Consider the following 23,382-nt stretch of genomic DNA (forward strand, 5'->3'; position numbering starts at 1 on the left):
TAATTCACCTGACTTCGATACGTTTGACGCATGAGACTTGAGGAGCTGCGCTCGTTCGAGGCGGTCGCTCGCCTCGGTCACTTCACCCGCGCCGCCGACGAGCTGTTCTTGACTCAGCCGTCACTGTCACGGCAGATCCAGGCGCTCGAGTCCGACCTCGGCGCCACCCTGTTCCAGCGTGATCGCACCGGCGTCGCGATCACGACGGCCGGCGAGGCACTGCTGCCGATCGCCAGACGGATGCTGGCGGATGCTGACACGGCCCGCCACGAGATGGATGAGCTCGCCGGTCTGCGGCGCGGCCGCATCCGACTCGGCGCACCGCCGACGCTGTGCGTGTCGGTGGTCGCCGAGGTGATCGCCGAATTCCGACGCGCGCACCCAGGCATCGACCTGCACATCACCGAAGCCGGATCGCGCGCGCTGGTGGACGCCCTCAGCGAGGGCGCACTCGACCTCGCCCTGACGATCACACGCCCCAACGTGCGCGAGGACGCATCGGTCGAGCGCGTGCCGCTGTTCACCGAGGAGCTCGTCGTCGCCTCGGCAGCCGATGCGGCGCTCGCCCCGACCGCGGGTGCGCCTGCCCGCATCACCGTCGCGGAGCTCGCACGGCTTCCGCAGGTGGCGTTCAACCGCAGCTACGACCTGCGGGTCGCCACTGACGCCGCCTTCGAAGCGGCAGGGCTGACCCCTGTGATCGCCGTGGAGGGCGCCGAGATGGACGCGGTGCTTCGCTTCGTCGCGCGCGGAATCGGAGTGGCCGTGGTGCCCGCGACCGTGCTGCTGGGCAGACCCGAACTGCACGGCAGTGCACTATGCGACCCGTCACTGACCCGCACGGTCAATCTGTCGCGGCGCACCGCCGTGCGCCCGAGCATCGCCGTCGCCGCGATCGAGAGCACGATCTTCAAGGTCGTGGTCGGCCTCGCCGACGAACGCAGCGAGCTTCGCGGCCGGATCGCCCTGGTGGGCTGACGGAGCATGAAGCTCACCGAGCCCGGCAGCCGAAGAGCCGTCAGTTGCACTGCCCCGGCCCCGACGCATCATCTGGTGATCAGATGTGACTGCGCTGGTCGATGAGAGGACAGGTGAACACATCCCGTTCGCCCAGGCCGACCCGATTGATGTACCGGATGACGATCCCGTACGACGCGAACAAGCCCGTCGTCGTATATGGCACACCCCTGTCGCGGCAGTACTCCGCGATCAGCGGCGCGGCGCGGCGCAGATGCGGACGCGGCATCGACGGGAAGAGGTGATGCTCGATCTGATAGTTCAGCCCGCCCATCGCGACGTCCAGGAACCGAGGACCGTGGATGTTGCGACTCATCATCACCTGTCGACGCAGGAAGTCCAATTTCATGTCGCGAGGCACCACCGGCATCCCCTTGTGGTTCGGTGCGAAGGCGATCCCCATGTAGAAGCCGAACAGCCCCAGCTGCACGCCGAGGAAGGCGAACGCGATGCCCGGAGAAAGCACCAGGAACACCAGCACGAGATAGCTGACCATGCGCAGGGTCAGAAAGGTGATCTCGGCCCATCGTCGTTCGAGCCGCCCCCTGACGAAGACGCGTCGCACACTCGACGCGTGCAGCGACAGCCCCTCGAAGAGCAGGATCGGAAAGAAGAACAGCCCCTGGTGTGCCCGAAGCCAGGTGACGACACGGCCGTGATGCCGTGCCGCGCTCTCTTCGGTCACGGCGATGACCGGAAGCTCTATGTCGGGGTCGGAGCCGAGCTTGTTGGGGTTTGCATGGTGGCGGGTGTGCTTGTGCTGCCACCAGCCGTAGCTCATGCCGACCAGGAGGTCGCCGAGGATGATGCTGATCCAATCATTCCACCGACCAGACACGAAGATCTGCCTGTGCGCCGCATCATGGCCCAGAAAGGCGATCTGCGTGAAGACGACTGCCAGGACGGCCGCGGTGAGCAGTTGCCACCAGCTGTCACCGATCCACACGAACACGACCAGGCAGCTCGCGACGGCGAGAGGGGCAGCGATGAGTTTCGTCCAGTAGTAGCCGTAGCGTCGTCGCATCAGACCGCGGGTGCGCACCAATAGCGCGAGATCGGTGAATGTGCTCGCCCCATGAGAGGTTCTGTCCGGTTCGTGGGTGCGGATTGTCGGACGGATGGTGTCCATGACCGATCCTTTCCGGCGTGCTATCTGCGGACAGCACCGCCTTCGTCGACCCAGTCGTCAATGCGCGCCTCGTCGTCGTCGACGACAGACGCCGAACAACGGGTGGATACGACGGACTCTGCAAGGGTGGCAACAGGTGCAGCGTCGTCTGTTCTTTTGCCGACGCTACGCCTTGAACATGTACACGCTCCCAGCTTCCCGCAGACGGACGATGTGCCCGCCTGTGAGTGCATACATCTTGTGCGCGTACGGTCTGAAAATGAGTGCAGGACCACCACAAGACGAACGTGCCAAGCTCCCGGCGCCGAAGCAGAACCCATCGGCTACGCCGACTGCGCACCGACGATCTCAGAAACCCCACCCCATTCCGTCCCGCTCACCGCGGGGCGTCCCATCCCGAGGCGAATCCACAGCGACGACGCGTCAGCCACAAAAGTAGAGGGATCCTGCCTGGTTCCGTGGCAGATGCTCGAGTGCGTCAGGAACTCCCGGAAGTCGACTCGAGCTTCGCCATCACCTGGTCGAGTGAGAACGACGCCGACTTCTGACGCTGCGGGAACTCCGCGAGCGTCTGCAGCATCCGCGCGACATACGCCTGTGCCGGGATGAACAGGAAGACGTGATCGAGCACCCAGTCCCAATAGGTGTTCGAGGTGATGTCCGCGCGCTCGTAGGGGTCGGTGCGCAGGTTGAACAGCTTCGGGAACCGCAATTCGATGTACGGCTCCTGCCACACGCTCAGCGTGCCCACCGCGCGCTGCTCGAGGAACACGAGCTTCCAGTTGTCGAAGCGCAGGGCGGTGAGGTCTCCGTCGTCGGACACATAGAAGAAGTGCCGACGGGGGCTCTGATCTACGACCCCTGTGATGTAGTCGAGCTGGTTGTGACCGTCCAGGTGCACCTTGAACGGCGTCTCGTGCAGTTCGGTGCCCGCCTTCAGGCGATCGGCGATGTCATCGTCGCCGATGGCCGCCAGCAGCGTGACGAACCAGTCGTTGTGACTGACGATGCCGTTGAGCGTCTTGCCGGCAGGGAAGCGGCCTGGCCAGCGGACCATCGCCGGGACGCGATAGGCGCCCTCCCAGTTGGAGTTCTTCTCGTTGCGGAACGGCGTCATGCCGGCATCCGGCCAGCTGTTCATGTGCGGCCCGTTATCGGTCGAGTACATGACGATGGTGTCCTCGGCCAGGCCGAGCTCCTCGAGCAGATCGAGCAGGCTGCCCACGACGTCGTCGTGGTCGAGCATGGTGTCGTGGTACTCGGACTGCCAGCGTCCAGCACGCCCCTTGCTCTCTTCCTTGGTGTGGGTGCGGAAGTGCATGTGCGTCGAGTTGAACCAGACGAAGAAGGGCGTGTCGCTCTCGGCCTGGCTGCGGATGAAGTCGGATGCTGCGTCGCGGAACTCCTCGTCGACCGTCTCCATGCGCTTCTTCGTCAGCGGTCCGGTGTCTTCGATGCGCTGCGTTCCGTCGTCGTTCGCCCAGGAGTGGATCACGCCGCGCGGGCGGAACTTCTCGCTGAAGCCGGGGAACTCCTCGTCGGTCGGGTAGTCAGGGTGCTCCGGCTCCTCCTCGGCGTTGAGGTGGTAGAGGTTGCCGAAGAACTCGTCGAACCCGTGGGCGGTCGGAAGGTGCTCATCGCGGTCACCGAGGTGGTTCTTGCCGAACTGGCCGGTGGCGTAGCCGTGGTGCTTGAGGGCGTCCGCGATAGTGGGGTCCTCGGGCTGAAGCCCCAGCTTCGCACCAGGCATCCCCACCTTGGTCAGCCCCGTGCGGTACGGGTTCTGCCCGGTGAGGAAGGCGGCCCGACCGGCGGTGCAGCTCTGCTCGCCGTAGTAGTCGGTGAACTTCACGCCCTCGTCGGCGATCCGGTCGATGTTGGGCGTGCGGTACCCCATCAGACCGTCGGAGTAGGTGCTCAGATTGCTGATTCCGATGTCATCGCCCCAGATGATGAGGATGTTGGGCTTGTCGGCCATGAGTGCTCCTTCTTACAGGCGAGGTCAGGCGGATGCCGCCGTTGGACGACACGCAAGCACGATCCCGGCGCGAAGGCCAGCCCCCGTTCATCCCAACCGGGTGAACGCCACATCAGCCATGCGGACTGTTGACCTTCATCCGGGGTGAAAGTCGATGATGGTGTCATGGACCAAGGGCGCGATGACTTCGACGTTCCGCTGCGACCGCCGCACCGGACGGCAAGGCAGAGGGCGACCCGGCAGAGCATCGGCGCATTCTCACGTGCCGTCGGGCTGAGTGCGAGCGCCCTGCGCCAGTACGGCGACTCCGGACTGCTCGCCCCCGCCGAGATCGAGGAGCGCACCGGCTACCGCTACTACGCACCCGATCAGCAGCAGCGGGCGATCTGGATCCGTCGGCTGCGCGATGCTGGCCTCGGTCTGAGCCGCATCCGCACGATCCTCGACGGCGACGCCGCCGAGGCCGAGGCACAGCTCGATGGGTGGCTGAATGATGCTGAGGATCGGCATTCATCCGCGACTGCGCTGGTCGACGATCTGAAGCTCAGCCTGCGGGCGCGAGCCGAGGCGAACCCCGTGCAGCGCACCACCGCGCGGTTCGACGGGGCGGTGCTCGCCGCCGCCGTGCAGCAGGTGTCGGCCGCGAGCGCGCCCGACGACGCCGGGCATCCGGGCTTCGCCGCGGTGCTGATCGAGCTCGACAGTGCAGGGGCAGAGGTGGTCGCGACGGACCGCTACCTGCTCATGGCACGCCTGTCCGTGGCATCCACCGTCACAGGACCCGGCGCGCGTGTGAGCATCCACGCCGACGCTGCGGCGGACTGGCTGCGCGTGCGCGCCACGGTCGATCTCGTCATCGAAGCGCCCACCGGGCGCGACGGCGTCGCCACGACCCGCGCCGAGCTCCGCGACGACAACGGAGGGAGCCTGGTTCTCGAATGCCTGCCGGACCTGTTCCCCAGCGTCCGGGAACTCGTTCCAGACGACTCGGACGCCACCAGGGTCGTGCTCCTACGGGACGACGTGCTGCGCCTGGCGAGTGGCGCGCAGAGCGTCGCGCTCAGCGCCGCGGATGGCCGAGCCGTGCTGAGGTCAGCCGTCGGCTCGGCAACCGGCTCTTCGGCGGGCCGAGCCGCCGCCGTCGAGCTGTCCGCTGACATGCTGGCCCGCATCGGGACCGCCGGTGTCCGCCAGTGGCTCACGTGTGATATCCGCGAGCCCGATCAGGCTGTGATCTGGCGGACGCCGAGCCAACCCGACTTCATCGCGCTCATCATGCCCCGGGACATCGGCTGACTCGGGCGCATGATCCGTCATCGGATGCCGCGCGGGTTCAACGCCTGGGTCGCGGCGACAGTCGGCGCGGATCTCGGCGCGGGCGTGCTCGCCTTCGCCCTGACATGGGTGGCCTCCGGGTACGGCCCGGCTGCAGCATCCGCCGTCTTGACTCTCACCGTCGCACCGACCGTCGTGTTCGGTCTGCTGGGCGGCGCGGTCGCCGACCGCTTCGGTGCGCGACGAGTCATGATCATCTGCACCGCGGCGCTGATGCTGATCAGCGCCACCCTGGCGCTCGTCGTGGGATTCTGGTCGGTGTCGCCGGCTGTGCTCATGGTCGCCGCCGCCGCGATCGGCACGGTCTCGGCGTTCCACCGCCCTGCGGTCGGCGTCTTCCCGCGGCTGTTCGTCTCGGACGGGGCGCTCGGCACGGCGATGGCGCGCGTCGGGATGGCCAGTCAGGTCGCCGGCACCCTCGCGCCGCCGCTCGGCGGGCTGCTGATCGGGATGATCGCGCTGAACGGCGTGGCCTGGATCGATGTGCTCGGATGCCTGGTGATGGTGGCCGTTCTGCTGCTGATCCATCCTCCGCTGACGCCCGACACCGCCCCCGAGGCGATGACCGTGGGCGGCATCGTGGCCGGTCTCACCGCCGCCCGCCGGACCAGTGGCGTGCCGACGCTGCTGCTGTGCGTCGGGATCGTCGCAGGAGCGGTGCTCCCCGCCGTGTTCCTCGGCATCCCGCTGGCAGCCAGGGAGCGCGGGTGGTCAGCAGCGGAGGCCGGCCTGATCGAGGCGGGCTGGATCGCCGGTGGTCTGGTGGTGGGGCTGTGGTTCTCGTGGCGGGGCACCGCTGTCAGGGCGTGGCGCCCCATGGCTGCCGGTGCCATGGTCGTGGCGGTCGGCCTGCTCGGGCTCGCCCTCTCGCCGACCTGGACGTGTGCCGTCGTCAGCACCTGCATCGTGGGCGCCGGGGTCGTGATCTTCACCGCGCATGTGTTCCCCACCTACGTGCTGTTGGCGCCGGCATCGATGCTGTCCCGGTTTCAGAGCCTGCTGATCCTGGTGCAGCGCGCACCGCAGTTGGTGATCAACCCCCTGATCGGCGTGATGATCAGCGTCACCGCGACCGGGCCGGTGCTGGCCGGCGCCGCCGTGCTCGCGCTGGTGGCGGCGGTCATCGTGGCATCCGATCGCACTCTGCGCTCTTTCGTGCCGACAGCCGGGGCCCCCCATCAGAAGAGCCGATGACATCATGACCGGGTGGGCTGCGGCGACCGTTCCGCTTCGCGGAGGATGCTGGCGGCCATGCCGTTGAAGATGATGCCGTGGAAGGGCAGCAGCACAGCCCAGTACAGTCGTCCAGACAGCCCCTTGGGGAAGTAGATCGCGCGCTGTCGGTACCGGCTTCCGGTCGCGGTGGGCTCCACGCCCAGTTCGAGCCACCCGCGGCCCGGCATGCGCATCTCGGCCCGCAGGCGCAGCATCCGCCCTCTCTCGACCGACTCCACCCGCCACACGTCGATGACATCGCCGCGGTTGACGCGGGACGGATGCCGTCGCCCGCGGCGCATCCCGACGCCGCCGATCAGGCGGTCGATCCACCCACGCGCCGCCCACGCGAGCGGGAACGAGTGCCAGCCCTTCGCGCCGCCGATCGATTCGATCACGTCCCAGACCGCGCCGGCGGATGCTGCGCTCTCACGCTCCCGCAGGTCGGTGAAGACAGTGTGTCCCGCCCAGTCCGGGTCGCTGGGGAGCGGATCGCTGGGAGCACCGGGCACGGTCGCGTTCTGCCAGCTGGTCTCGACCTGACCTGCTGCCTCGCGCGTGAGCGCGAGCCGGACGGCCGTGCGATACGGCAGCAGTCCCTCGGTCGGCGGCGGGATGACCCGATCGATGTCGTGCTCTGTGACGACGCAGTCGTTCTGGAGCGAGGCGATGATCGGCACGGCGATCTGGCGGGGCACAGGACTCACGAGACTCACCCACTGCGACGCGAGCCACGGCGTCAGCACCGGAAGCGCGGCGATATGCCGCTGCGGCAGGCCGGCCTCGACGGCGTAGCCGTTCATCATCTGGCCGTAGCGCAGCACGTCGGGCCCGCCGATGTCGAAGGTGCGATTGAGGTCTGCGTCGACCGAGGTAGCCAGAACGAGGTACCGCAGCACGTCGCGGATCGCGATCGGCTGCACCCGGTTGCGCACCCAGCGCGGTGCGGGCATGTACGGCAGCACCTCGGTGAGGTGCCGGATCATCTCGAACGAGGCCGAACCCGAGCCGATGACGATCCCCGCCTGGAAGACGATCGCCGGAACCTGGCAGTCCAGGAACACTCGTCCGACGGCCGCCCGCGACCGCAGGTGCTTCGACAGCGTCACCCCCTCGGGGTGCAGCCCGCCGAGGTAGACGATCCGCCGGATGCCCGCCGCAGCGCCGACGTCAGCGAATGTCTGCGCCGCCACCTGCTCGGCCGTCTCGAAGTCCGAGCCGGCGCTCATCGAGTGCACGAGATAGAACGCGACCTCGATGCCGTTCATGGCGCGATGGGTGGCGACAGCATCCGACAGGTCTCCCTTGAAGATGCGCACCTGATCTCGCCACGGCACGTCGTGCAGCTTCCACGGCGAGCGCACGTACACGCTCACCTCGTGCCCCGCCTCGAGCAGCTGGGGAACGAGTCGGCCGCCGATGTAGCCGGTCGCGCCGGTGACGAGCACGCGGGTCATGAGAACAGCCCTTCCTTGGCGCACAGGATGAGCAGCATCGTGAGGGCGAATCCGACCGCATAGTTGATGCCGAGAAATCGCCGCCAGGCGCGGTTCGCGTTCGCCGAGTGTGCATCGTCCACCCGCAGGTAGGGCGCCACGATGGCGATGTAGGGCAGCGCGGCGAGCGCCGCCAGGTTCGCCGGCCACGGGGTGAAGAGCATGAGCACTCCTGCCACGGTCCACAGTGCCACCGCGAGACGGACCGTGCGGGCGGCGCCGAGCACGGTGGCGATCGAGCCGATGCCTGCCGCACGATCGGGCACGATGTCCTGCACGGCGCCGAAGGCGTGGCTGGCCATCCCCCAGCCGAAGAACGCGATCATCGTCACGACCAGGGGCGGCGTGACATCAGTGCCGGCAAGGGCGAGCCCGTAGAGCGCCGGACTGACGAAGTGGATGCTGGAGGTGATCGAGTCGAGCACCGGGATCTCTTTGAATCGCAGCCCCGGCACCGAGTAGGCGAGCACGGCGAACAGGCTCACCGCGAGCACCACCCAGGACCACGGTCGATCGGATCCCAGCACCACGAGCGCGACGATGAACGGTGCGGCGAGGACAGCCGCGGCCACGAGCGTCGCGCGGTGCAGGCTCGGTGGCAGCTTCGCGCCCTCCGCCCCGCCCTTACGCGGGTTGGCGAGGTCTGAGGCGTAGTCGAAGACATCGTTCACGCCGTACATCGCCAGGTTGTACGGCACGAGGAAGAAGATGGTGCCGATGATGAGCGTCACATCGACGCGTCCAGTGGTCAGCAGGTAGGCCGCTGCGAACGGGTAGGCGGTGTTGATCCAGCTGAGCGGACGCGACGCGACGAGCAGGGCACGCAGCAGGGCAGGGCGTTCAGACATCGGCATGCTCCCCGGTTTCGCGGTCGGCGGTCAGAAGCTGCCACACTCCGGCCAGCAGCAGGGCGCCCGCGAGGGGGTAGAGGAAGTCCTCGAACGGCATCAGACCGAATCGGATGCCCGAGATCTGATCGATCCCGTAGTCGAAGAACCCTGCGGCCATCATGACGTTGTCGAAGACGGCGGTGAGCGCGAGGAGGGCGCCCGTCGCTGCGGCCCATGACGAGAAGTAGCGACCGACTGCCCCTCGGCGATGCGCGTGCGCCGCGCCGAGGAGGAAGGCGAGGATGCCCACCGCGAGGAACGGGAGTGACATGAGCAGGTAGGTCATCGCGCACTCCCCTCTTTCGAATTCGCCCGTTCGCGCCAGCGCTGCCAGCCGCTCAGCAGGATCAGCGTGAGGTAGGTCAGGAACCCGAGGAAGAGCAGTTCTTCGAGAGGGAACTCCGGCGCCAGCAGGACCCCCGTCGCCCAGCGGGAGTCGAGGTGGCGGAACACCCCGAGGCTGATGCCGACCGCATCCCAGGCGAGGAAGAACGCCAGGCCGATCAGCATCGCCACCGTCCCCGCGACGGGACGCCTGCGGAAGACGAGCCGGAAGCGCACGTCGAGCAGCACCAGGCACGCGGCGCTCACTAGCAGGGCGGCTGCGTAGACGCCGCTCATGGCTCCTCCAGCGGACCGGGCGAATGGTCGCCGCGCACGTGCTTGAGCACCAGTTCGGCGCTGATCAGGCACATCGGCAGGCCGACGCCCGGCACCGTGGTCGCACCGGCGTAGTAGAGCCCGTCGACCCGGCGGGAGCGGGTGATGCCGCGGAAGAACGCGCTCTGGCCGAGCGTGTGCGCGGGCCCGAGCGCGCTGCCGCGGAACGTGTTGAACTGGGTGGCGAAGTCGGCCGGTCCCACGGTGCGGCGCACGACGATGCGCGAGGGCAGGTCGGGGATGCCAGCCCACGTCGCGATCTGCGCGATCGCGTCGTCGGCGATCGCGTTCACCTGCGCGTCACCCGAGGTGCCGGATCTGCCGGTTTCGCCGCGATCACCGGAGCCACCGGCGTCGCCATGGCCGATCGAGGGGTCGGGCGGCACCGGCACGAGGACGAAGAGGTTCTCGTGGCCTTCGGGGGCGACCTCGGCATCGGTCGCGCTGGGCTTGCAGACGTACAGCGAGGGGTTGCGGGGAATCCGCTGCCGGTCCCCGAAGATCGCGTCGAAGTTGTCGTGCCAGTCGTTCGAGAAGAACAGCGTGTGGTGCAGCAGCTCGGGCAGCGCTCCCCTGACACCGAGCATGACGAGCACGGCACTGGGGCCGGTGACCTGTCGCTCCCACCGCGTCTGCTTGTAGGAGCGGTCGGCGTGCTCGAGCAGCACCGTCTCGGTGTGGTGCTCGTCGATCGCCGAGACGACGATGTCGGCATGCAGGCGATGCCGGGCATCCGACCTCTCGTAGTCGACCGCGCGCACGGCGCCATCGGCGCTGGTGATGGCGACGACCTCGCATCCGGTGACGATCTCGACGCCGTTCGCACGGGCGATGTCGACGAGCGACGTGACGAATCGGCGGAAGCCGCCGAGCGGGTACTTCACGCCGTCCACCAGATCCATGTGGCTCATGAGGTGATAGAGCGCCGGCGCCTCGAACGGCGAGGTGCCGAGAAAGACCGCCGGGTAGCCGAGGATCTGACGCAGGCGCAGGTCATCGAACCGACGGCTCACGAAGTTCCACAGCGGTCGGGGCAGCAGCGGCAGCACGGCGGGCGCTGCCGCGAGCACCTTCGCCGAAGCGAAGTCGCGCCAGGAGGCGAACGGGTTGTAGAGGAACGATGTCACCGCGGCGCGGTAGGCGCCGGTCGCCGAGGCCAGATATCGGCGCAGGCGATCGCCGGCCCCCGGCTCACGGCTCTCGAAGAGCTCGGCGGCAGCATCCACTCCCGATCGCACGTCGATCGGGGGTTCGGCGGCAGCCTTGGTGGGCTCGCCGTAGAGGCGGTAGCCGGGCTGCAGCGGCACCAGATCGAGCTGCTCGGCGGTGGTCGTGCCCATCAGTCGGTAGAAGTGCTCGAACACCTCTGGCATCAGAAACCAGGACGGCCCGGTGTCGAAGAGGAAGCCGTCCTGCTCCCAGGCGCCGGCGCGTCCGCCCAGCTCGTCGTTCTTCTCGAGCACGGTGACCTGATGCCCGTCGCGCGCGAGCAGGCACGCGGTGGCGAGCCCACTCACGCCCCCGCCGATGACGACGGCGCGCGACCGGGTCATCCGGTCACCTTCATGCTGAGGGCGCGGGCGAGGATTCTCGCCTTCACGGGGTTCGGCACGCGCACGCGCGTGTGCCGGAGTGTGGATGCCGGAGTCGCTTCGATGCGGTCAGTGAGCTCGCAGAACATCGTTCGCGCAGCCCAGACCGCGGCGCGGCACGGCCGAGCGAGCAGCGGGATCGACGCGTCGGCGGCGCGCAGGTCGGCGCGGATCGATGCGATGGCGGCGGCTTTCGCTGCTTCGGTGAATTCTCCGTCGGTGCCGGGCAGGTAGGAGCGGCCGAGGTCGTCGTGGTCGCAGGCGAAGTCGCGCAGGAAGTTGACCTTCTGGAACGCGGCGCCGAGGCTGCGCGCTCCGTGCGCGAGTCGCTCGCGCTCATCGCCGGGGCGGATGCGACCCGACTCGAAGACGGCCAGGCACATCAGGCCTACCACTTCGGCTGAGCCGTAGATGTACTCGCTCAGTGCGGCGTCATCGAAGGCCGTCGCGTTCAGGTCGCGGCGCATGGAGGCGAAGAACGGACGGCACAGCGGCATGCCGATGCCGTGTTCGCGTGCGGTCAGGGCGAAGGCGTGCACCACGAGGTTCGTGCTGAAGCCGAGGCGCAGAGCGCGCTCGATCTCACCCTCGAGTTCGTCGAGCAGCACCGCCCGCGTGGCGATGTCGACTCCGGCCATCTCCGCCGGGCCGTCGACCAGCTCATCGGCGATGCGCACCAGCGCGTAGATGCGGGCGATGTGGTCGCGCGTCGCGGAGTCGAGCAGGCGGCTCGCCCAGCCGAACGATGTCGAGTACTCGCGGATGACGATGGACGCGCTGGCTGTGGCCGTCGCGTTGTAGAGGTCGAGGTCGGTGGTGATCATGAGTCCCGCGCGCTGCAGGCGGTGGTCAACTCTGTCAGCTGGTCCTTCACCGCGGGCGGGAGGGCTGCGCTGCCGATCAGGTCATGCACGTGTCGGCAGCGGTCCGCGATGACGGATTCCACGAAGGCCAGCCCGCCGGACTGCTCGATCACCCGCCGCAGCTCGGGAGCCTCCATGATGCTGAGTTCTCGGTCACCGAAGAGCGCCTCGACTCCCTGCCAGGACGGGTCGGATCGGGCGTAGGCGATCAGCAGGGTCTCCTTGCCCTCACGCAGGTCGCTCAGGGTCGATTTTCCGGTGGCGCGCTCGTCGCCGAACAGGCCGAGGATGTCATCGCGCAGTTGATAGATCACGCCGATCTGGCGCGCGATGGTGGTCAGCTCGGCGATGATGCTCGGTTCGCTGCCTGCCAGGATCGCGGCCAGCACGAGCGGGGCCCGAAAGGAGTATGCCGCGGTCTTCTGATCGAGCATCGCGAGCACGTCGGTCGGGCTGCTCGCCTCGAGGTGCATGCTGAGCCACACGTCGTGATGTTCGCCGGCGGCGCTCTCGAAGAGGGTCTCGTCGAACAGGTCGAGCACGGCCAGGCGGCGCTGCTGGGGAAGATCGAGCCGCGCCAGCAGGGACTGCGCGAGCGACAACAGGAGGTCTCCCGCGAGCAGCGACGAGGCCTCGCCCCAGGCACTCGCCTCGTGGCGGGTCGCGCCTCGCACCATGACCTCGACCGCGAACTGGCCGGAGATGTTCAGCTCGCCGCGGCGCAGCAGGTCCTTGTCGATCACATCGTCGTGGATCACCAACGCCAGGTGCAGCAGCTCCACCGCGCACGCGGCGTCCACGGCCGTGCGTGTGTCAGTGCCGCCGAGTGCGTGGTAGGCGCGCATCAGCATCCGAGGGCGCACCTTCTTCCCGCCGGCCGCCATCCGCTCCACCGCCTGCCAGAGCTGTGCGTAGGCGGGGGCGAACGCCCGCGATCGCTGCGTCCGCTGGGACAGCAGCTCCAGCATCCGCTCCTCCACCAGCGCCGCGTCGTCGAAGACGGCGGCATCGGCGACGTCGACCGCCGTCTCAGACATCGTCACGCCACTCGCCGACCGCACCGGAGAGGTGCGGGATGAGCTCGGCAAGGTGCTCGACCAACCAAGGGCTGAAGGCCCATGGGGCCGCCTGTGCTGCCGTCGACAATGCCGAGACGCTGGTCCATCGGGTCTCGGCGACCTCGTCGGGGTTCGGAGACAGGGGCGATGTGGCCCTCGCGATGAAGACCGGGCAGTGCTCGTTCTCCTGGATGCCGGATGCGTCTCGGGCGGAGTAGCCGAAGTCAGGGAGTGCGCAGGTGATCCGGTCGACGGTGAGCCCGAGCTCGAACAGCGCACGTCGGCGCACCGCCTCGTCGAAGGATTCGTCGGGCGCTGGGTGCCCGCAGAACGCGTTGGTCCAGACGCCGGGCCAGGTCTTCTTGCCGAGCGCGCGTCTGGTGACCAGCAGCCGTCCGTCGGCGTCGACCACGTGGCAGGAGAAGGCGAGGTGCCTGGGTGTCGCGACGCCGTGCACGGTGTCCTTGCTCTGCACGCCGATGGCGCTGCCTGCGCCGTCGACGAGGACCACCATCTCCACCGGGCACCCTCATTCCGCTCGCCCCGACATTTCTCTCGCCAAGCATTTAATACGCCTGGCGAGAGTTCAACGTAGCACAAGAAATGTATGCTGTCATCGTGTCCAGAGCAGACGACGCAGTTCACGGCAGCGCGGAGGTGCGCTACTTCTCCAGCGACTCCGACATCGTCCGCAGGTCACAGCTGTCGGAGGCTGACGCCAAGGAGTGCGTCCAGGTGATGGAGGCGCTGCACGAGTGGCAGGAGGCGTCGCGCGCCCTGTCGGAGGCGTCGAAGCGCTACATGAAGCTCAACGACAGCGACATGCGCGCGATCCGGATGATGATCCGCGCGAAGAAGCAGGGCCAGCTCGTCACTCCGAAGGACATCGCCCGCGCGGTCGGCATCTCGAGCGCATCGACCACCAAGCTCGTGGACCGTCTCGTCGAGGGCGGGCACCTGGTGCGGCTGCCGCACCCGAACGACCGACGGACGACCTGCATCGAGGTGACCGAGCAGACCCGGCGATCCGCCGAGGACACGATCGGCCGCCAGCACGCGAGACGCTTCACGGCGGCAGCATCGCTGAGTTCCGACGAGCGCGTCGCGGTGATCCGCTTTCTGAAGGCGATGGTCGAAGCCGACGAGCCGCAGGCCGAGCTGTCCGGGCACATCTGACGGATTCTGCAGGTCTAGACTCCAGGCATGAGCGACGAGGCGGTCATCCCAGCGGAGATCCTCGAGGCGGCTCCCGCGCCCTCCGGCGACGGATGCCAGGAGTGCGAGGCGAGCGGCGGATGGTGGTTCCATCTGCGCAGATGCGTGGAGTGCGGGCACGTCGGATGCTGTGACGACTCGCTCTCCCGACACGCGACCGCGCACTTCGAGGCGACCGATCATCGCTACATGCGCAGCTTCGAGCCCGGCGATGACTGGTTCTGGGACTTCGTCGACGCCCGCCTCGTGACCGGCGGTGAGCTGCCGCCACCTGAGCATCACCCTGTGGGCCAGACCACACCAGGGCCGGCGGATCGCGTGCCGGCCGACTGGCAGCAGCAGGCGGAGGCGGCGCGGGCCGGCCGGAGTGAGTGACCGTCGGCGGTGCGACGTCCGTTTTCCGCCAGCGCCCACTTGCCGACACCGCGACGATGGATGTTCAGCTGACCCGCCACAGCGGCGGGCGAAAGGACATTCGTCATGAGCAGGATCGCACTCGTCACCGGCGCCAACCGGGGCCTCGGCCTCGCTTCCGCAACAGCATTCGCTCGAGCAGGCGCGACAGTGATCGTCGCTGGACGCGACGCAAACTCAGTGCACCATGCCGTCGAAAAGATTGCGAGCGAGGGACTCGCGGCAGAAGCGTTGACGTTGGACGTGACGTCGCCGTCCGAGGTGATGGCGGCCGCGGCCACCGTTGCCGATCGTCACGGCCGGCTTGATGTGCTCGTCAACAATGCAGGCATCCTCCCTGAGGCGACCTCAAGAGCAGAAGTCGAGTTCATCGACGTCGACGCGCTCGCCCGCACTTTCGCGACGAACGTGCTGGGAGTCGCCATCGTGACCGAGAGCTTCCTGCCGCTGCTGCGATTGAGTACAGCAGGACGCATCGTCAACATCTCCTCGACGATGGGCTCCCTGAAGGATCAATCTGACCCCGACTCGCTCTTTCGACACAGTGCGTTTCCGGCGTACAGGGCATCCAAGTCAGCGGTGAACAGCCTGACGATCGAGCTGAGCAAACAGCTCGCCGACACACAGATCAAGGTGACCGCCGTGTGCCCTGGATGGGTGCAGACCGACCTTGCGCCCGGAAATCGGGAACACGCGCCGACGACCGCCGAGGAGGCGGTGAAGGTCGTACTTGCGGCGGCTTCCCTTCCAGACGATGCCCCGTCTGGGGCCTTCATCAGCAGTGCCGGTCAGGTCGCCTGGTGATGCCGCGGGGGCGCAGGTCCTTCGTCCGCGCATCGTCAACCCACACGGGCTGCATGTAATCGTGGTGTGCTTTGCGGTTGGGTGGGCCTTGAGGTCAGTCCGAATCGACCGACCATAGCTCCTGGTCGATACGGAGGACGTTGGCCCGCATCCGTTGGATGGCATCCGATGTGAACTGCATCAGGGGCGTCTGGACGATGCCCCGGGCCGCGTCCTCGTCTCCGTGAAGAATGAGCGCCACTGCCGCTGTCGCTTCATCGGTGCTGGTTGCACCGGTGATGACTTGAGCGATTTCTTCCAGCCTGTTTGCGCTCTCCACGAGCGCCTTCTGCCGGCGGTAGTTCCGACGGTGAGCTTCACCCTCATCAGCTGGAGTGCGAGCGCACGAGCGTAGTCGTGATCGTCGCTGGTCGACTTGCTGTTGAGTCAGGTCGAAGCGCAAGGGCTCGGCCGATCGCACGGGGAGCATCGCGAGCATCGCGTGAAGTTCATGGCGACCAGGCTCGAGCGGCGCCCACTGAGACTCACTGATGGTGACGTGGACCCGTGCGTATTCTCCCGGGTCCAAAGGAACGGCCGGGCTCTGCCCGCTGACGTACCCGAAGCTCGCCACCCCGGGTGCGCCCCCGGCGCGGCTGACGACCCCGACGACGACGAACGGATCACCGTCGGGCCGCCATCTCGCGGCGCCGACATTCACGATGTCGATAACGAATACACCGTCTTCCGCTTCGTCTTGACTGAGTTGCGCCCATCGAAGGGACAGGCCGCCGGCGCGCTCCGCCCGGCTGCGCCTGACAGGAAATGCCTCTGGGTGAATGCTGGTCGTGGACACCAATGCGCCGTTTTGGTCAGCGCCGATGTGCGCAATGCGCCAGGTCTGCGGCGAGGCGCTCGCGGGCGCACCTATCGTCACAGCACCAGAGTCTTGCCGATGGAGGACCCGCCATCCGTCGGCGGGGATGTCGGCACCTGGACCGTGCTCGAGTTGCACGCCCAACCGGTCGAGGAGCGCCAGGAGGGTGCCCCCTTCACCGAGTAGCGCCGAGGCGTCGACATCGAGCGGGCCGATCTGAGGACTGTCGGTGTCGGAGCTCACTTCTTGATCGTCACACACGCCGACGATTCGCACAGCGATTGTCAGCACATCAGTCATAGCGCCAAACATCATCGAGATGGATCTCACAGGCTTTGAGAGCAGGGTGGCGTCATGGATCTAAGTGACTACCCGGTGAGAGCGTCGATCGGCGTGAGGGACATCAGGCGGTCGGCCGCGTTCTACGAGGACGTGCTCGGCCTCGTCCCCGCAGGCATCGGACCGAGCGCCGACATCGAAGGAGGCGCCCGGTTCTACACCTGTGGGCAGGAGACCGTGCTCAACGTGTTCGAGACACCCACGGCGGGATCAACGCGGTCGACGGTCGCCACCTGGTACGTCGAGGACCTCGATGCGATTGTCGCCGAATTGACCGCGGCCGGTGCCGAACTCGTCCGCTACGAGGGCTTCGATCAAGATGAGCATGGGATCGGCCCTCGTGCGGGTGGCGGCCGCATCGCCTGGGTGGAAGATCCCGACGGAAACACCCTCGCCATGGAGACCGATGACTGATCAGTCACTCACCCACAGCAGCCTGCCCGACGCCACGTGCGTGTTCTGTGAGCTCGTCGCCGGGCGAATCCCCTGCGACAAGGTTGCCGAGGATGCGACGACGCTGGCCTTCATGGACACCGATCCCGGATCGGATGGCTGGCAGGCTGTCTTCCACTTTCACCTGCACGTGATCCCCCGATATCGCGACAGGAGCAAGGATCGAATGGAGTTGCCCTTCGAACCGGGCATGCCGTCGGACGCCGATGCGCGAGCGCAGTACGCGCGACTGCTTTCCGCAGCACTGTAGGCGTCGGATTAGAGGTGATTCGGCAGACTGGGAGCCATGGAACGAACGATCCGCATTGAGGGTCTCGCCAACGTCCGCGACCTCGGTGGTCTGCGCCGCAAGGACGGAACGCTCTCACCCAATGGCGTGTTTGTTCGCTCAGAACGGCTGGAACGAGTCGATTCAGACGGTTGGCAAGCGCTCCATGAATACGGAGTGCGCACCGTGATCGACCTTCGCAGGCCAGACGAGCGCACGGGAGAGATTCCCGCTTCGATCAAGCACGTTCAGGTCGACCTCGACGGCGCCGACGAGAAGGATTTCTGGGCAGAGTATGAAGCAGATGGACGGTGGGGCACGCCGCTCTACTATCTCGCCCACGTCCAAACGCTGCCTCATCGACTCGCGCTCGTGCTCGAGGAGATCGCCACGGCTGATGAAGGCGCAGTTCTTTTTCATTGTTCGGCGGGATGGGACCGCACCGGCCTCGTTGCCGCGGTCCTATTGCGCGCGCTTGATGTCACCGAGGACGCCGCGGCCGCCGACTACCTTCGCTCCTTCACGAACGCTAAGGCCATGGAAGCGCTGCACGAGCGATCCTTTGAGGTCGAGGAACGACAGCAGATCCTCGGTCAGTTCGGGCACACCGCAGAATCGGCGTTTCGAGACATGTACACGAACCTCGACCTCGATCTTTGGTTCAGCAGGTCGACCCTCGGCGCCACGACGCGAGCAGCCGTCGAGACTTGGCGGGGAGCCGCTGCCACACCCGACGAGACCTGATCACAACAAACGAACTGGCTAAGGTGTCGGGATGAGCGGAATGCCTCCGGCAGTCGAACTACTCACATCCGTCGATGACGACGATGCGAGCGAAATCGCTCGCCTGCTCGCGCAGCTGTCACGAACGGCGACCTTCGACCGGTCGCGTCTGGAATCGATCATCGAGCATGACGCCACCGATCTGATTGTCGCGCGAGACAACGGGCGGATCGTCGGTGCGGCCACTCTCGTCACGTTCCCGTTGCCCTCTGGGCTCCGTGGGCACGTGGATGACGTGGTGGTGGACGAATCGATGCGCGGGAGAGGAATCGCCCGAGCCCTGCTGGTGCGGATGACCGAGCTGGCAACGGATCGCGGGCTGCGCACACTCGATCTGACGTCGCGTCCGTCGCGAGAATCTGCTCTGCGGCTGTACGAGTCGGCGGGCTTCGTTCGACGGGACACGAATGTGCTTCGGTTCACGCCGCCAGTGATCTCGTGATTCAGCGCGGCCAAAAGGACTGAGCGCGCGCCGCGAGTTCCGGCACCAGGCTGGCGTCAACGACAAGTCGCGTCTCTTGGATGCCGAGCGCCGGCCACTGCATGACCAGCTCGATCGGACCCGCGGGCGGAAGTGGCCAGAGCCACAGGTGATCCGCCGATGAGTAGGTGCTGCCCCCTCCGCCGCCTCCCAACTGCCGACGGCTGAGGGTGTGCCCCTCGGGTTCGACCATCGGGTCGCCGCATGCGAAGAACGGCGACGCATCAGTCACCTTTGTTCCGTCCGCCAGCACGACGCCGAATCGTAGCCGCCCGGTCGCGTCGATCGGTCCGCCGAACGACATGTGCTCCGTGAACGCATTGCACAGCTCATTCCAGTCCCTCAGTGGGAGGCCGTTGCGGCGGAGACGCCGTTCCACCTGGAGTTGAACGCCGTCGCTGTGCACCGCGATCCCGATGAGCGCGACCGCCACATGGTCGGTCACCGCCAGGACCTCCGAGACGGGGAGCAGTTCAGGCAGTTCATCCTCGGGCGCCTGCCACCATCTCGGTTGCGAGGGTTCCGCCTCTTCCTCTTCGAGCTCGGGAATCTCGGGGCCTGGCGGGAAGAACGTCATGCGGCCAGCCCACCATGTGGAGCCCTGCTGGGCAAGAGCGCGCCAGAGGCGCGAACATGGCCGTCTCAAAACTTCTCGTGACCAAACCGTTGCATTCGTTACCCCGCCGTTATAGAGTAATCGCACGGTGAATGTTTGCTGTGGCATACACCGCATGTGATTGCAGGACACTCTTGGTGCAAGGGACAAGGGCCGGCCGGAAGCCTCTCCGACCGGCCCTTATGCTTCCCACGGCATGTCCGATTCCCCCGCTACGCTTTACGATATGACCGACCGTGAACTCGCCCTCCGCGCGTGGGAGAGCCTGTTCCGCGCCCAGTACGAGCTCTTCACCGCGATGGCGTCCGATTTCGAGGGCACCCCGATCACCCAGGCGGAATACGACGTGCTGCTCACCGTGACGCGCGCCCCCAAGATGACCGCACGCCTGCGCGATGTCACCGCCAACATGCTGGTCAGCCAGCCGAGCGTTTCCCGACTCGTCGACCGCATGGTCGGACGCGGTCTGCTCACGAAGACCGCCGACCCTGACGACGGTCGCGGGGCGATTCTCACCGCATCGGATGCCGGGGCCCGCGCCTTCCGCCAGGTCGCCACCTCGCATGGGCGCTCCATTGCCGAGAAGATGGCCCGCCTCGACGATGCCGAGTTGCGCGCACTGATGGGGTTGACGGAGAAGCTGCGACACGACGAATAGCCCAAAGCTGCGAAAGCAGTGAGGGAAGCGCTCAGAACATCGGATGCTGATTTTCAGGATTTCTCGAAGACTATTCGAACAAATGTTTGACACTCGGACGTACTCAATGTAAACTGAACCCATGAACGAGCACTTGGCTCCGCTGGATGAGGCGATCTCTCGCCTCCACGCGGCGTGGGCAAGCGCTCGAGACGGTTCCGACCTGACCCGACAGCAGTCGATCGCCGCGAATGAAGCACTGGGACAGGTGCGCCGGCTCACGGATTCGCTTCAGGCCGAGGTCGCGGCGGGAATCTCCAGCGAATCGCGAGCGAGTCTCGGATCGAACTCGCTGGCCAAGCAGCAGGGTTTCCGCAACGCGTCGCAGCTGATCGCCACGACCACCGGCATCTCCGCGGGTGAAGCGTCCCGCCTGATCAAGGTCGGCGAAGCCACGGCGCCGCGCACCGACCTTGTCGGCGACCGCCTGCCCGCTCGCTACCCCGCCGTGCAGAACACGTTGCGGGCCGGACTGCTGAGCGCCGCCGCGGCGGGGCTGATCATCGCATTGCTCGACCGCGTGCGCCTGAAGATCACGCCCGAGCACCTGGCAGCAGCCGAGAAGATGCTCGCCGAGCACGCCGTCAGCCTGTCCCTCGACGAGGTGCGCAAGCTGCTCACCCGCGCCGAAGCGTGGCTCGACCCCGACGGCGTCGAGCCGCGTGAGGAAGAAGCGCACGACCGGCGCCACCTCACCATGTTCGAGCGCGACGGCGACCTCCACTTCAACGGATCCCTCCCTATCGCCGACGGCGCAGCGCTGCGCGCGGCGATCAACGGCAGCGTGTCCGCCGAGTTCGCGGCCCGTGAGAACGTTCTCGACCCCGACGCCCCCGACGCCGATCACCGCACCGTGCCTCAGATGCAGGCAGATGCCCTGATCGCTCTCTGTCGGCATTCCCTGGGATGCGACAACGACGCCCCCGCCATGGCCGGCGCCACCGTCGTCGTGCGTGTCGGACTCGAAGACCTGCAGAACGGCACCGGATACGGCACCATCGACGGTTCTGACCAGCCCATCAGCATCAGCGCGGTCCGCCGCATGGCAGCCTCGGGCGGCGTCATCCCCTGCGTCCTCGGCACTTCAGGCGAAATTCTCGACTGGGGCCGCGAGAAGCGCTTCTTCACCCGATCGCAGCGACTTGCCCTCGCGGAACGCGACGGCGGGTGCGCGATGTGCACGCTTCCGCCCGACATGACCCGCGCCCATCACATCAGATGGTGGCAGCGAGACACCGGTCCCACCGACCTGTCCAACGGGGTGCTGCTCTGCGAGAGCTGCCACCACCGGATTCACGACAACGGGTGGAACATCCGCATTGATGGCACAGGCGTCGCGGCACGGGTCTGGTTCATCCCGCCACCAAGCGTCGATCCGTCCCGCACCCCGCGCCTCGGCGGACTCGCCAGATACGACCTCGCCGCCTGATCGGCAGTGTGCCCCACCGCGAGCCGGGCGCACGCCGCGCGCTCCGACTCACCCCGCCAGACCGACGCACCCCACGCTCCGCGCACTGGCCGCGAGCCCCTGCGTGGAGCGAGCCCCCCTCGTTCTCTGGCAAGGTTGCAGAAGGCCTTGTTCGAGGGGAATCGGGCATTAGGGAGACACTATGGAGATCGCCGGAGCAATCGGCATCCTGATCATCACCGGCATCGCCGTCGTTGCCGTCATCATCGTCCTGCTCATCGTGCTGCTGTTCGCACGCAGCTGGATCAAGGTCGCTCGAGCCGACGAGGCACTCGTCATCTCGGGGCGCAAGCAGAAGGTGCAGCGCGCCGTCATCAACGCCGATGGCAGCACCAGCTCAGAGCTCGCCGAGTCGCCGGTCACGGTGATCGTCAACGGCAAGTCGCTGGTCAACCCCATCACGCAGCGTCACGAGATCATCTCGCTGCGCTCGCGCCAGGTCTCGCTCAACGCCGAGGCGCAGTCGCTCGACAGCGTCACCCTCAACGTCGACGGCGTTGCGATCGTGAAGATCGGCTCCGACCCGCTGTACGTGCGCCGCGCCGCCGAGCGCTTCGCCTCGCAGGACGCGGCCATCGAGCAGTTCACCACTGAACAGCTCGAAGGTGCACTGCGCGGCATCGTCGCCACGCTCTCGGTCGTCGAGCTGATGCGCGAGCGCAAGAAGTTCTCCGACCAGATCGCCGCCGACGTCTCGCAGGAGCTCGCCGAGCAGGGTCTGATCCTCGACTCGTTCCAGATCAAGGGCATCACCGACGCCGTCGGCTACATCCACTCGCTCGGCGCCCCCGAGATCCAGGCGAAGCGTCAAGCCGCCGAGATCTCGCAGACCAACGCCGACCGTGCGATCAACCAGAAGAACATCGCCAACAACGAGGCGAACCTGATCGAGCAGACTGCCCTCGACACCAACACCGCAAACTCGAACGCCGGCATCGGCCGTGCCCGTGCCGAGGCAGAGCAGGCCGAGCACCTCGCTCGCGCGCAGGCTGAGCAGGCCGTCCTGCAGCAGAACGCCGAGAACAAGCAGGCCCAGCTCGACGCCGACGTCAAGCGCGTCGCCGACGCGCAGCGCTACGAGGCTGAGACCCGCGCCCAGGCTGACCTGTTCACCCGCGAGAAGTCCGCTGAGGCCGCCGCAATCGAGCAGGTCAAGCAGGCTGAGGCCCGCACCCGCATCGCCGAGCAGCAGGCAGAGGCCGACAAGGCCCGCGCCGCCGGTGAGGCCGCCGCACTGCGCGACAACGCGAACGCCGAAGCCGAGGCACGCCGACTGCGCGCCAACGCCGAAGCCGACGCCATCCGCGCCGAGGGTGAAGCCCGCGCGGCCGCCGTCGAGGCCGAGGCGAAGGCCATCGCCTCGAACCAGGAAGCGTTCCTCTCGCAGCGCGTCCTCGACGTGCTGCCGTCGATCATGGCCGAGTTCGCCAAGGGCTACTCGGCCATCGGCAACGTCTCGATCATCGGCGGCAACGGCGATGACGGCGCCTCCAGCGTCGTCGGCGGCGACAACGCCAGGGCCATGCGCGCCGTCTTCGACAGCGTCAACGCCGCCACCGGCCTCGACCTCGCCGCCATCATCCAGGGCCAGGCCGTCGGCCGCGGCTTCGGCGCCGGCGTCGCCCAGGTGGCGGATGCTGCACCTCAGGCGACCGCGAAGAACGCGGCCTCCACGAAGAAGGCAACCGCACCGGAGACCCCCGCCGCGGAGTGATCCACCACCAGTGACAGCGAGCCGCTCCGCCACTCGGCGGG

Annotated in this window: 25 protein-coding genes; 13 read left to right on the top strand and 12 right to left on the bottom strand. The window is 67.1% G+C overall.

The genetic code is table 11. The features are described from left to right. The first annotated feature begins 30 nt into the window (after positions 1-30). Positions 31-978 (top strand): LysR substrate-binding domain-containing protein, encoded by a 948-nt coding sequence (locus tag MNR00_RS14145; RefSeq protein ID WP_241926556.1) that lies wholly within the window; start codon positions 31-33, stop codon positions 976-978. 79 nt (positions 979-1,057) lie between these two features. Here the strand turns inward: MNR00_RS14145 and MNR00_RS14150 are convergent, their stop codons facing one another. Together MNR00_RS14150 and MNR00_RS14155 are read right to left on the bottom strand one after the other, a co-directional pair. After that, positions 1,058-2,146, bottom strand: a complete 1,089-nt coding sequence (locus tag MNR00_RS14150; RefSeq protein WP_241926557.1) for an acyl-CoA desaturase — start codon at positions 2,144-2,146, stop codon at positions 1,058-1,060. A gap of 478 nt (positions 2,147-2,624) precedes the next feature. After that, a complete protein-coding gene (locus MNR00_RS14155; RefSeq protein ID WP_241926558.1) occupies positions 2,625-4,124 on the bottom strand; it encodes an arylsulfatase in 1,500 nt (499 codons plus the stop codon). A gap of 165 nt (positions 4,125-4,289) precedes the next feature. Between MNR00_RS14155 and MNR00_RS14160 the strand changes: the two genes are divergently transcribed. Together MNR00_RS14160 and MNR00_RS14165 are read left to right on the top strand one after the other, a co-directional pair. Next, entirely contained in the window at positions 4,290-5,420 is a 1,131-nt protein-coding gene (locus tag MNR00_RS14160) for a MerR family transcriptional regulator (protein ID WP_241926559.1), read from the top strand. 9 nt (positions 5,421-5,429) lie between these two features. Then, the gene (locus MNR00_RS14165; RefSeq protein ID WP_241926560.1) at positions 5,430-6,653 is read left to right on the top strand and encodes an MFS transporter; all 1,224 of its coding nucleotides are present in this window, start codon (positions 5,430-5,432) and stop codon (positions 6,651-6,653) included. Between the two features lie 2 nt (positions 6,654-6,655). Here MNR00_RS14165 and MNR00_RS14170 read toward each other — a convergent pair whose 3' ends face one another. Genes MNR00_RS14170 through idi form a run of 8 tightly spaced genes read right to left on the bottom strand, consistent with a single transcriptional unit; the run spans position 6,656 to position 13,747 of the window. Next, positions 6,656-8,131, bottom strand: a complete 1,476-nt coding sequence (locus MNR00_RS14170) for an SDR family oxidoreductase (protein ID WP_241926561.1) — start codon at positions 8,129-8,131, stop codon at positions 6,656-6,658. Then, positions 8,128-9,018 (bottom strand): prenyltransferase, encoded by an 891-nt coding sequence (locus tag MNR00_RS14175; RefSeq protein ID WP_241926562.1) that lies wholly within the window; start codon positions 9,016-9,018, stop codon positions 8,128-8,130. Before MNR00_RS14175 ends, MNR00_RS14170 begins: the two co-directional genes overlap by 4 nt. Further along, on the bottom strand, positions 9,011-9,346 hold the full coding sequence (locus MNR00_RS14180) for a lycopene cyclase domain-containing protein (protein ID WP_241926563.1): 336 nt from the start codon (positions 9,344-9,346) through the stop codon (positions 9,011-9,013). Before MNR00_RS14180 ends, MNR00_RS14175 begins: the two co-directional genes overlap by 8 nt. Further along, on the bottom strand, positions 9,343-9,681 hold the full coding sequence (locus MNR00_RS14185; RefSeq protein ID WP_241926564.1) for a lycopene cyclase domain-containing protein: 339 nt from the start codon (positions 9,679-9,681) through the stop codon (positions 9,343-9,345). The genes MNR00_RS14180 and MNR00_RS14185 overlap by 4 nt, the downstream gene beginning before the upstream one ends. After that, on the bottom strand, positions 9,678-11,273 hold the full coding sequence (gene crtI / locus MNR00_RS14190; protein WP_241926565.1) for a phytoene desaturase family protein: 1,596 nt from the start codon (positions 11,271-11,273) through the stop codon (positions 9,678-9,680). The genes MNR00_RS14185 and crtI overlap by 4 nt, the downstream gene beginning before the upstream one ends. Beyond that, positions 11,270-12,136, bottom strand: coding sequence for a squalene/phytoene synthase family protein (locus MNR00_RS14195; protein WP_241926566.1), 867 nt, complete (start codon positions 12,134-12,136; stop codon positions 11,270-11,272). The genes crtI and MNR00_RS14195 overlap by 4 nt, the downstream gene beginning before the upstream one ends. Next, the gene (locus MNR00_RS14200) at positions 12,133-13,212 is read right to left on the bottom strand and encodes a polyprenyl synthetase family protein (RefSeq protein ID WP_241928859.1); all 1,080 of its coding nucleotides are present in this window, start codon (positions 13,210-13,212) and stop codon (positions 12,133-12,135) included. The genes MNR00_RS14195 and MNR00_RS14200 overlap by 4 nt, the downstream gene beginning before the upstream one ends. Beyond that, positions 13,205-13,747, bottom strand: a complete 543-nt coding sequence (idi, locus tag MNR00_RS14205; protein ID WP_241928860.1) for an isopentenyl-diphosphate Delta-isomerase — start codon at positions 13,745-13,747, stop codon at positions 13,205-13,207. The genes MNR00_RS14200 and idi overlap by 8 nt, the downstream gene beginning before the upstream one ends. A gap of 104 nt (positions 13,748-13,851) precedes the next feature. Here idi and MNR00_RS14210 point away from each other — a divergent pair, with 104 nt between their 5' ends. The 3 genes from MNR00_RS14210 (at position 13,852) to MNR00_RS14220 (ending at position 15,666) form a co-directional block, all read left to right on the top strand. Beyond that, positions 13,852-14,409, top strand: a complete 558-nt coding sequence (locus MNR00_RS14210; protein ID WP_241926567.1) for a MarR family transcriptional regulator — start codon at positions 13,852-13,854, stop codon at positions 14,407-14,409. A gap of 27 nt (positions 14,410-14,436) precedes the next feature. Continuing rightward, a complete protein-coding gene (locus MNR00_RS14215) occupies positions 14,437-14,823 on the top strand; it encodes a UBP-type zinc finger domain-containing protein (RefSeq protein ID WP_241926568.1) in 387 nt (128 codons plus the stop codon). Positions 14,824-14,928: 105 nt separating this feature from the next. Then, positions 14,929-15,666, top strand: coding sequence for an SDR family NAD(P)-dependent oxidoreductase (locus tag MNR00_RS14220; protein ID WP_241926569.1), 738 nt, complete (start codon positions 14,929-14,931; stop codon positions 15,664-15,666). A 94-nt stretch (positions 15,667-15,760) separates the two neighbouring features. On the opposite strand, the gene MNR00_RS14225 is transcribed toward MNR00_RS14220, so the two are convergent. After that, entirely contained in the window at positions 15,761-16,822 is a 1,062-nt protein-coding gene (locus MNR00_RS14225; RefSeq protein WP_241926570.1) for a hypothetical protein, read from the bottom strand. 54 nt (positions 16,823-16,876) lie between these two features. Here MNR00_RS14225 and MNR00_RS14230 point away from each other — a divergent pair, with 54 nt between their 5' ends. Genes MNR00_RS14230 through MNR00_RS14245 form a run of 4 tightly spaced genes read left to right on the top strand, consistent with a single transcriptional unit; the run spans position 16,877 to position 18,807 of the window. After that, on the top strand, positions 16,877-17,275 hold the full coding sequence (locus tag MNR00_RS14230; protein ID WP_241926571.1) for a VOC family protein: 399 nt from the start codon (positions 16,877-16,879) through the stop codon (positions 17,273-17,275). Beyond that, positions 17,268-17,564 (top strand): hypothetical protein, encoded by a 297-nt coding sequence (locus tag MNR00_RS14235; RefSeq protein ID WP_241926572.1) that lies wholly within the window; start codon positions 17,268-17,270, stop codon positions 17,562-17,564. The genes MNR00_RS14230 and MNR00_RS14235 overlap by 8 nt, the downstream gene beginning before the upstream one ends. A 36-nt stretch (positions 17,565-17,600) precedes the next feature. After that, positions 17,601-18,326, top strand: coding sequence for a tyrosine-protein phosphatase (locus tag MNR00_RS14240; protein ID WP_241926573.1), 726 nt, complete (start codon positions 17,601-17,603; stop codon positions 18,324-18,326). A gap of 31 nt (positions 18,327-18,357) precedes the next feature. Continuing rightward, entirely contained in the window at positions 18,358-18,807 is a 450-nt protein-coding gene (locus MNR00_RS14245; RefSeq protein WP_241926574.1) for a GNAT family N-acetyltransferase, read from the top strand. A gap of 1 nt (position 18,808) precedes the next feature. Here the strand turns inward: MNR00_RS14245 and MNR00_RS14250 are convergent, their stop codons facing one another. Beyond that, on the bottom strand, positions 18,809-19,423 hold the full coding sequence (locus tag MNR00_RS14250) for a hypothetical protein (protein WP_241926575.1): 615 nt from the start codon (positions 19,421-19,423) through the stop codon (positions 18,809-18,811). Positions 19,424-19,688: 265 nt separating this feature from the next. Here MNR00_RS14250 and MNR00_RS14255 point away from each other — a divergent pair, with 265 nt between their 5' ends. From MNR00_RS14255 to MNR00_RS14265, 3 genes are all read left to right on the top strand, one after another. Beyond that, positions 19,689-20,120, top strand: a complete 432-nt coding sequence (locus tag MNR00_RS14255; RefSeq protein ID WP_241926576.1) for a MarR family transcriptional regulator — start codon at positions 19,689-19,691, stop codon at positions 20,118-20,120. A 121-nt stretch (positions 20,121-20,241) separates the two neighbouring features. After that, positions 20,242-21,588: an HNH endonuclease signature motif containing protein gene (locus tag MNR00_RS14260; RefSeq protein WP_241926577.1), complete on the top strand. Its 1,347-nt coding sequence runs from the start codon at positions 20,242-20,244 to the stop codon at positions 21,586-21,588. 181 nt (positions 21,589-21,769) lie between these two features. After that, complete coding sequence (locus MNR00_RS14265) at positions 21,770-23,341, top strand: SPFH domain-containing protein (RefSeq protein ID WP_241926578.1); 1,572 nt, start codon at positions 21,770-21,772, stop codon at positions 23,339-23,341. Positions 23,342-23,382 lie beyond the last annotated feature (41 nt).

Origin of the sequence: Microbacterium sp. H1-D42 (genome assembly GCF_022637555.1) — a bacterium.
Lineage (GTDB): Bacteria > Actinomycetota > Actinomycetes > Actinomycetales > Microbacteriaceae > Microbacterium.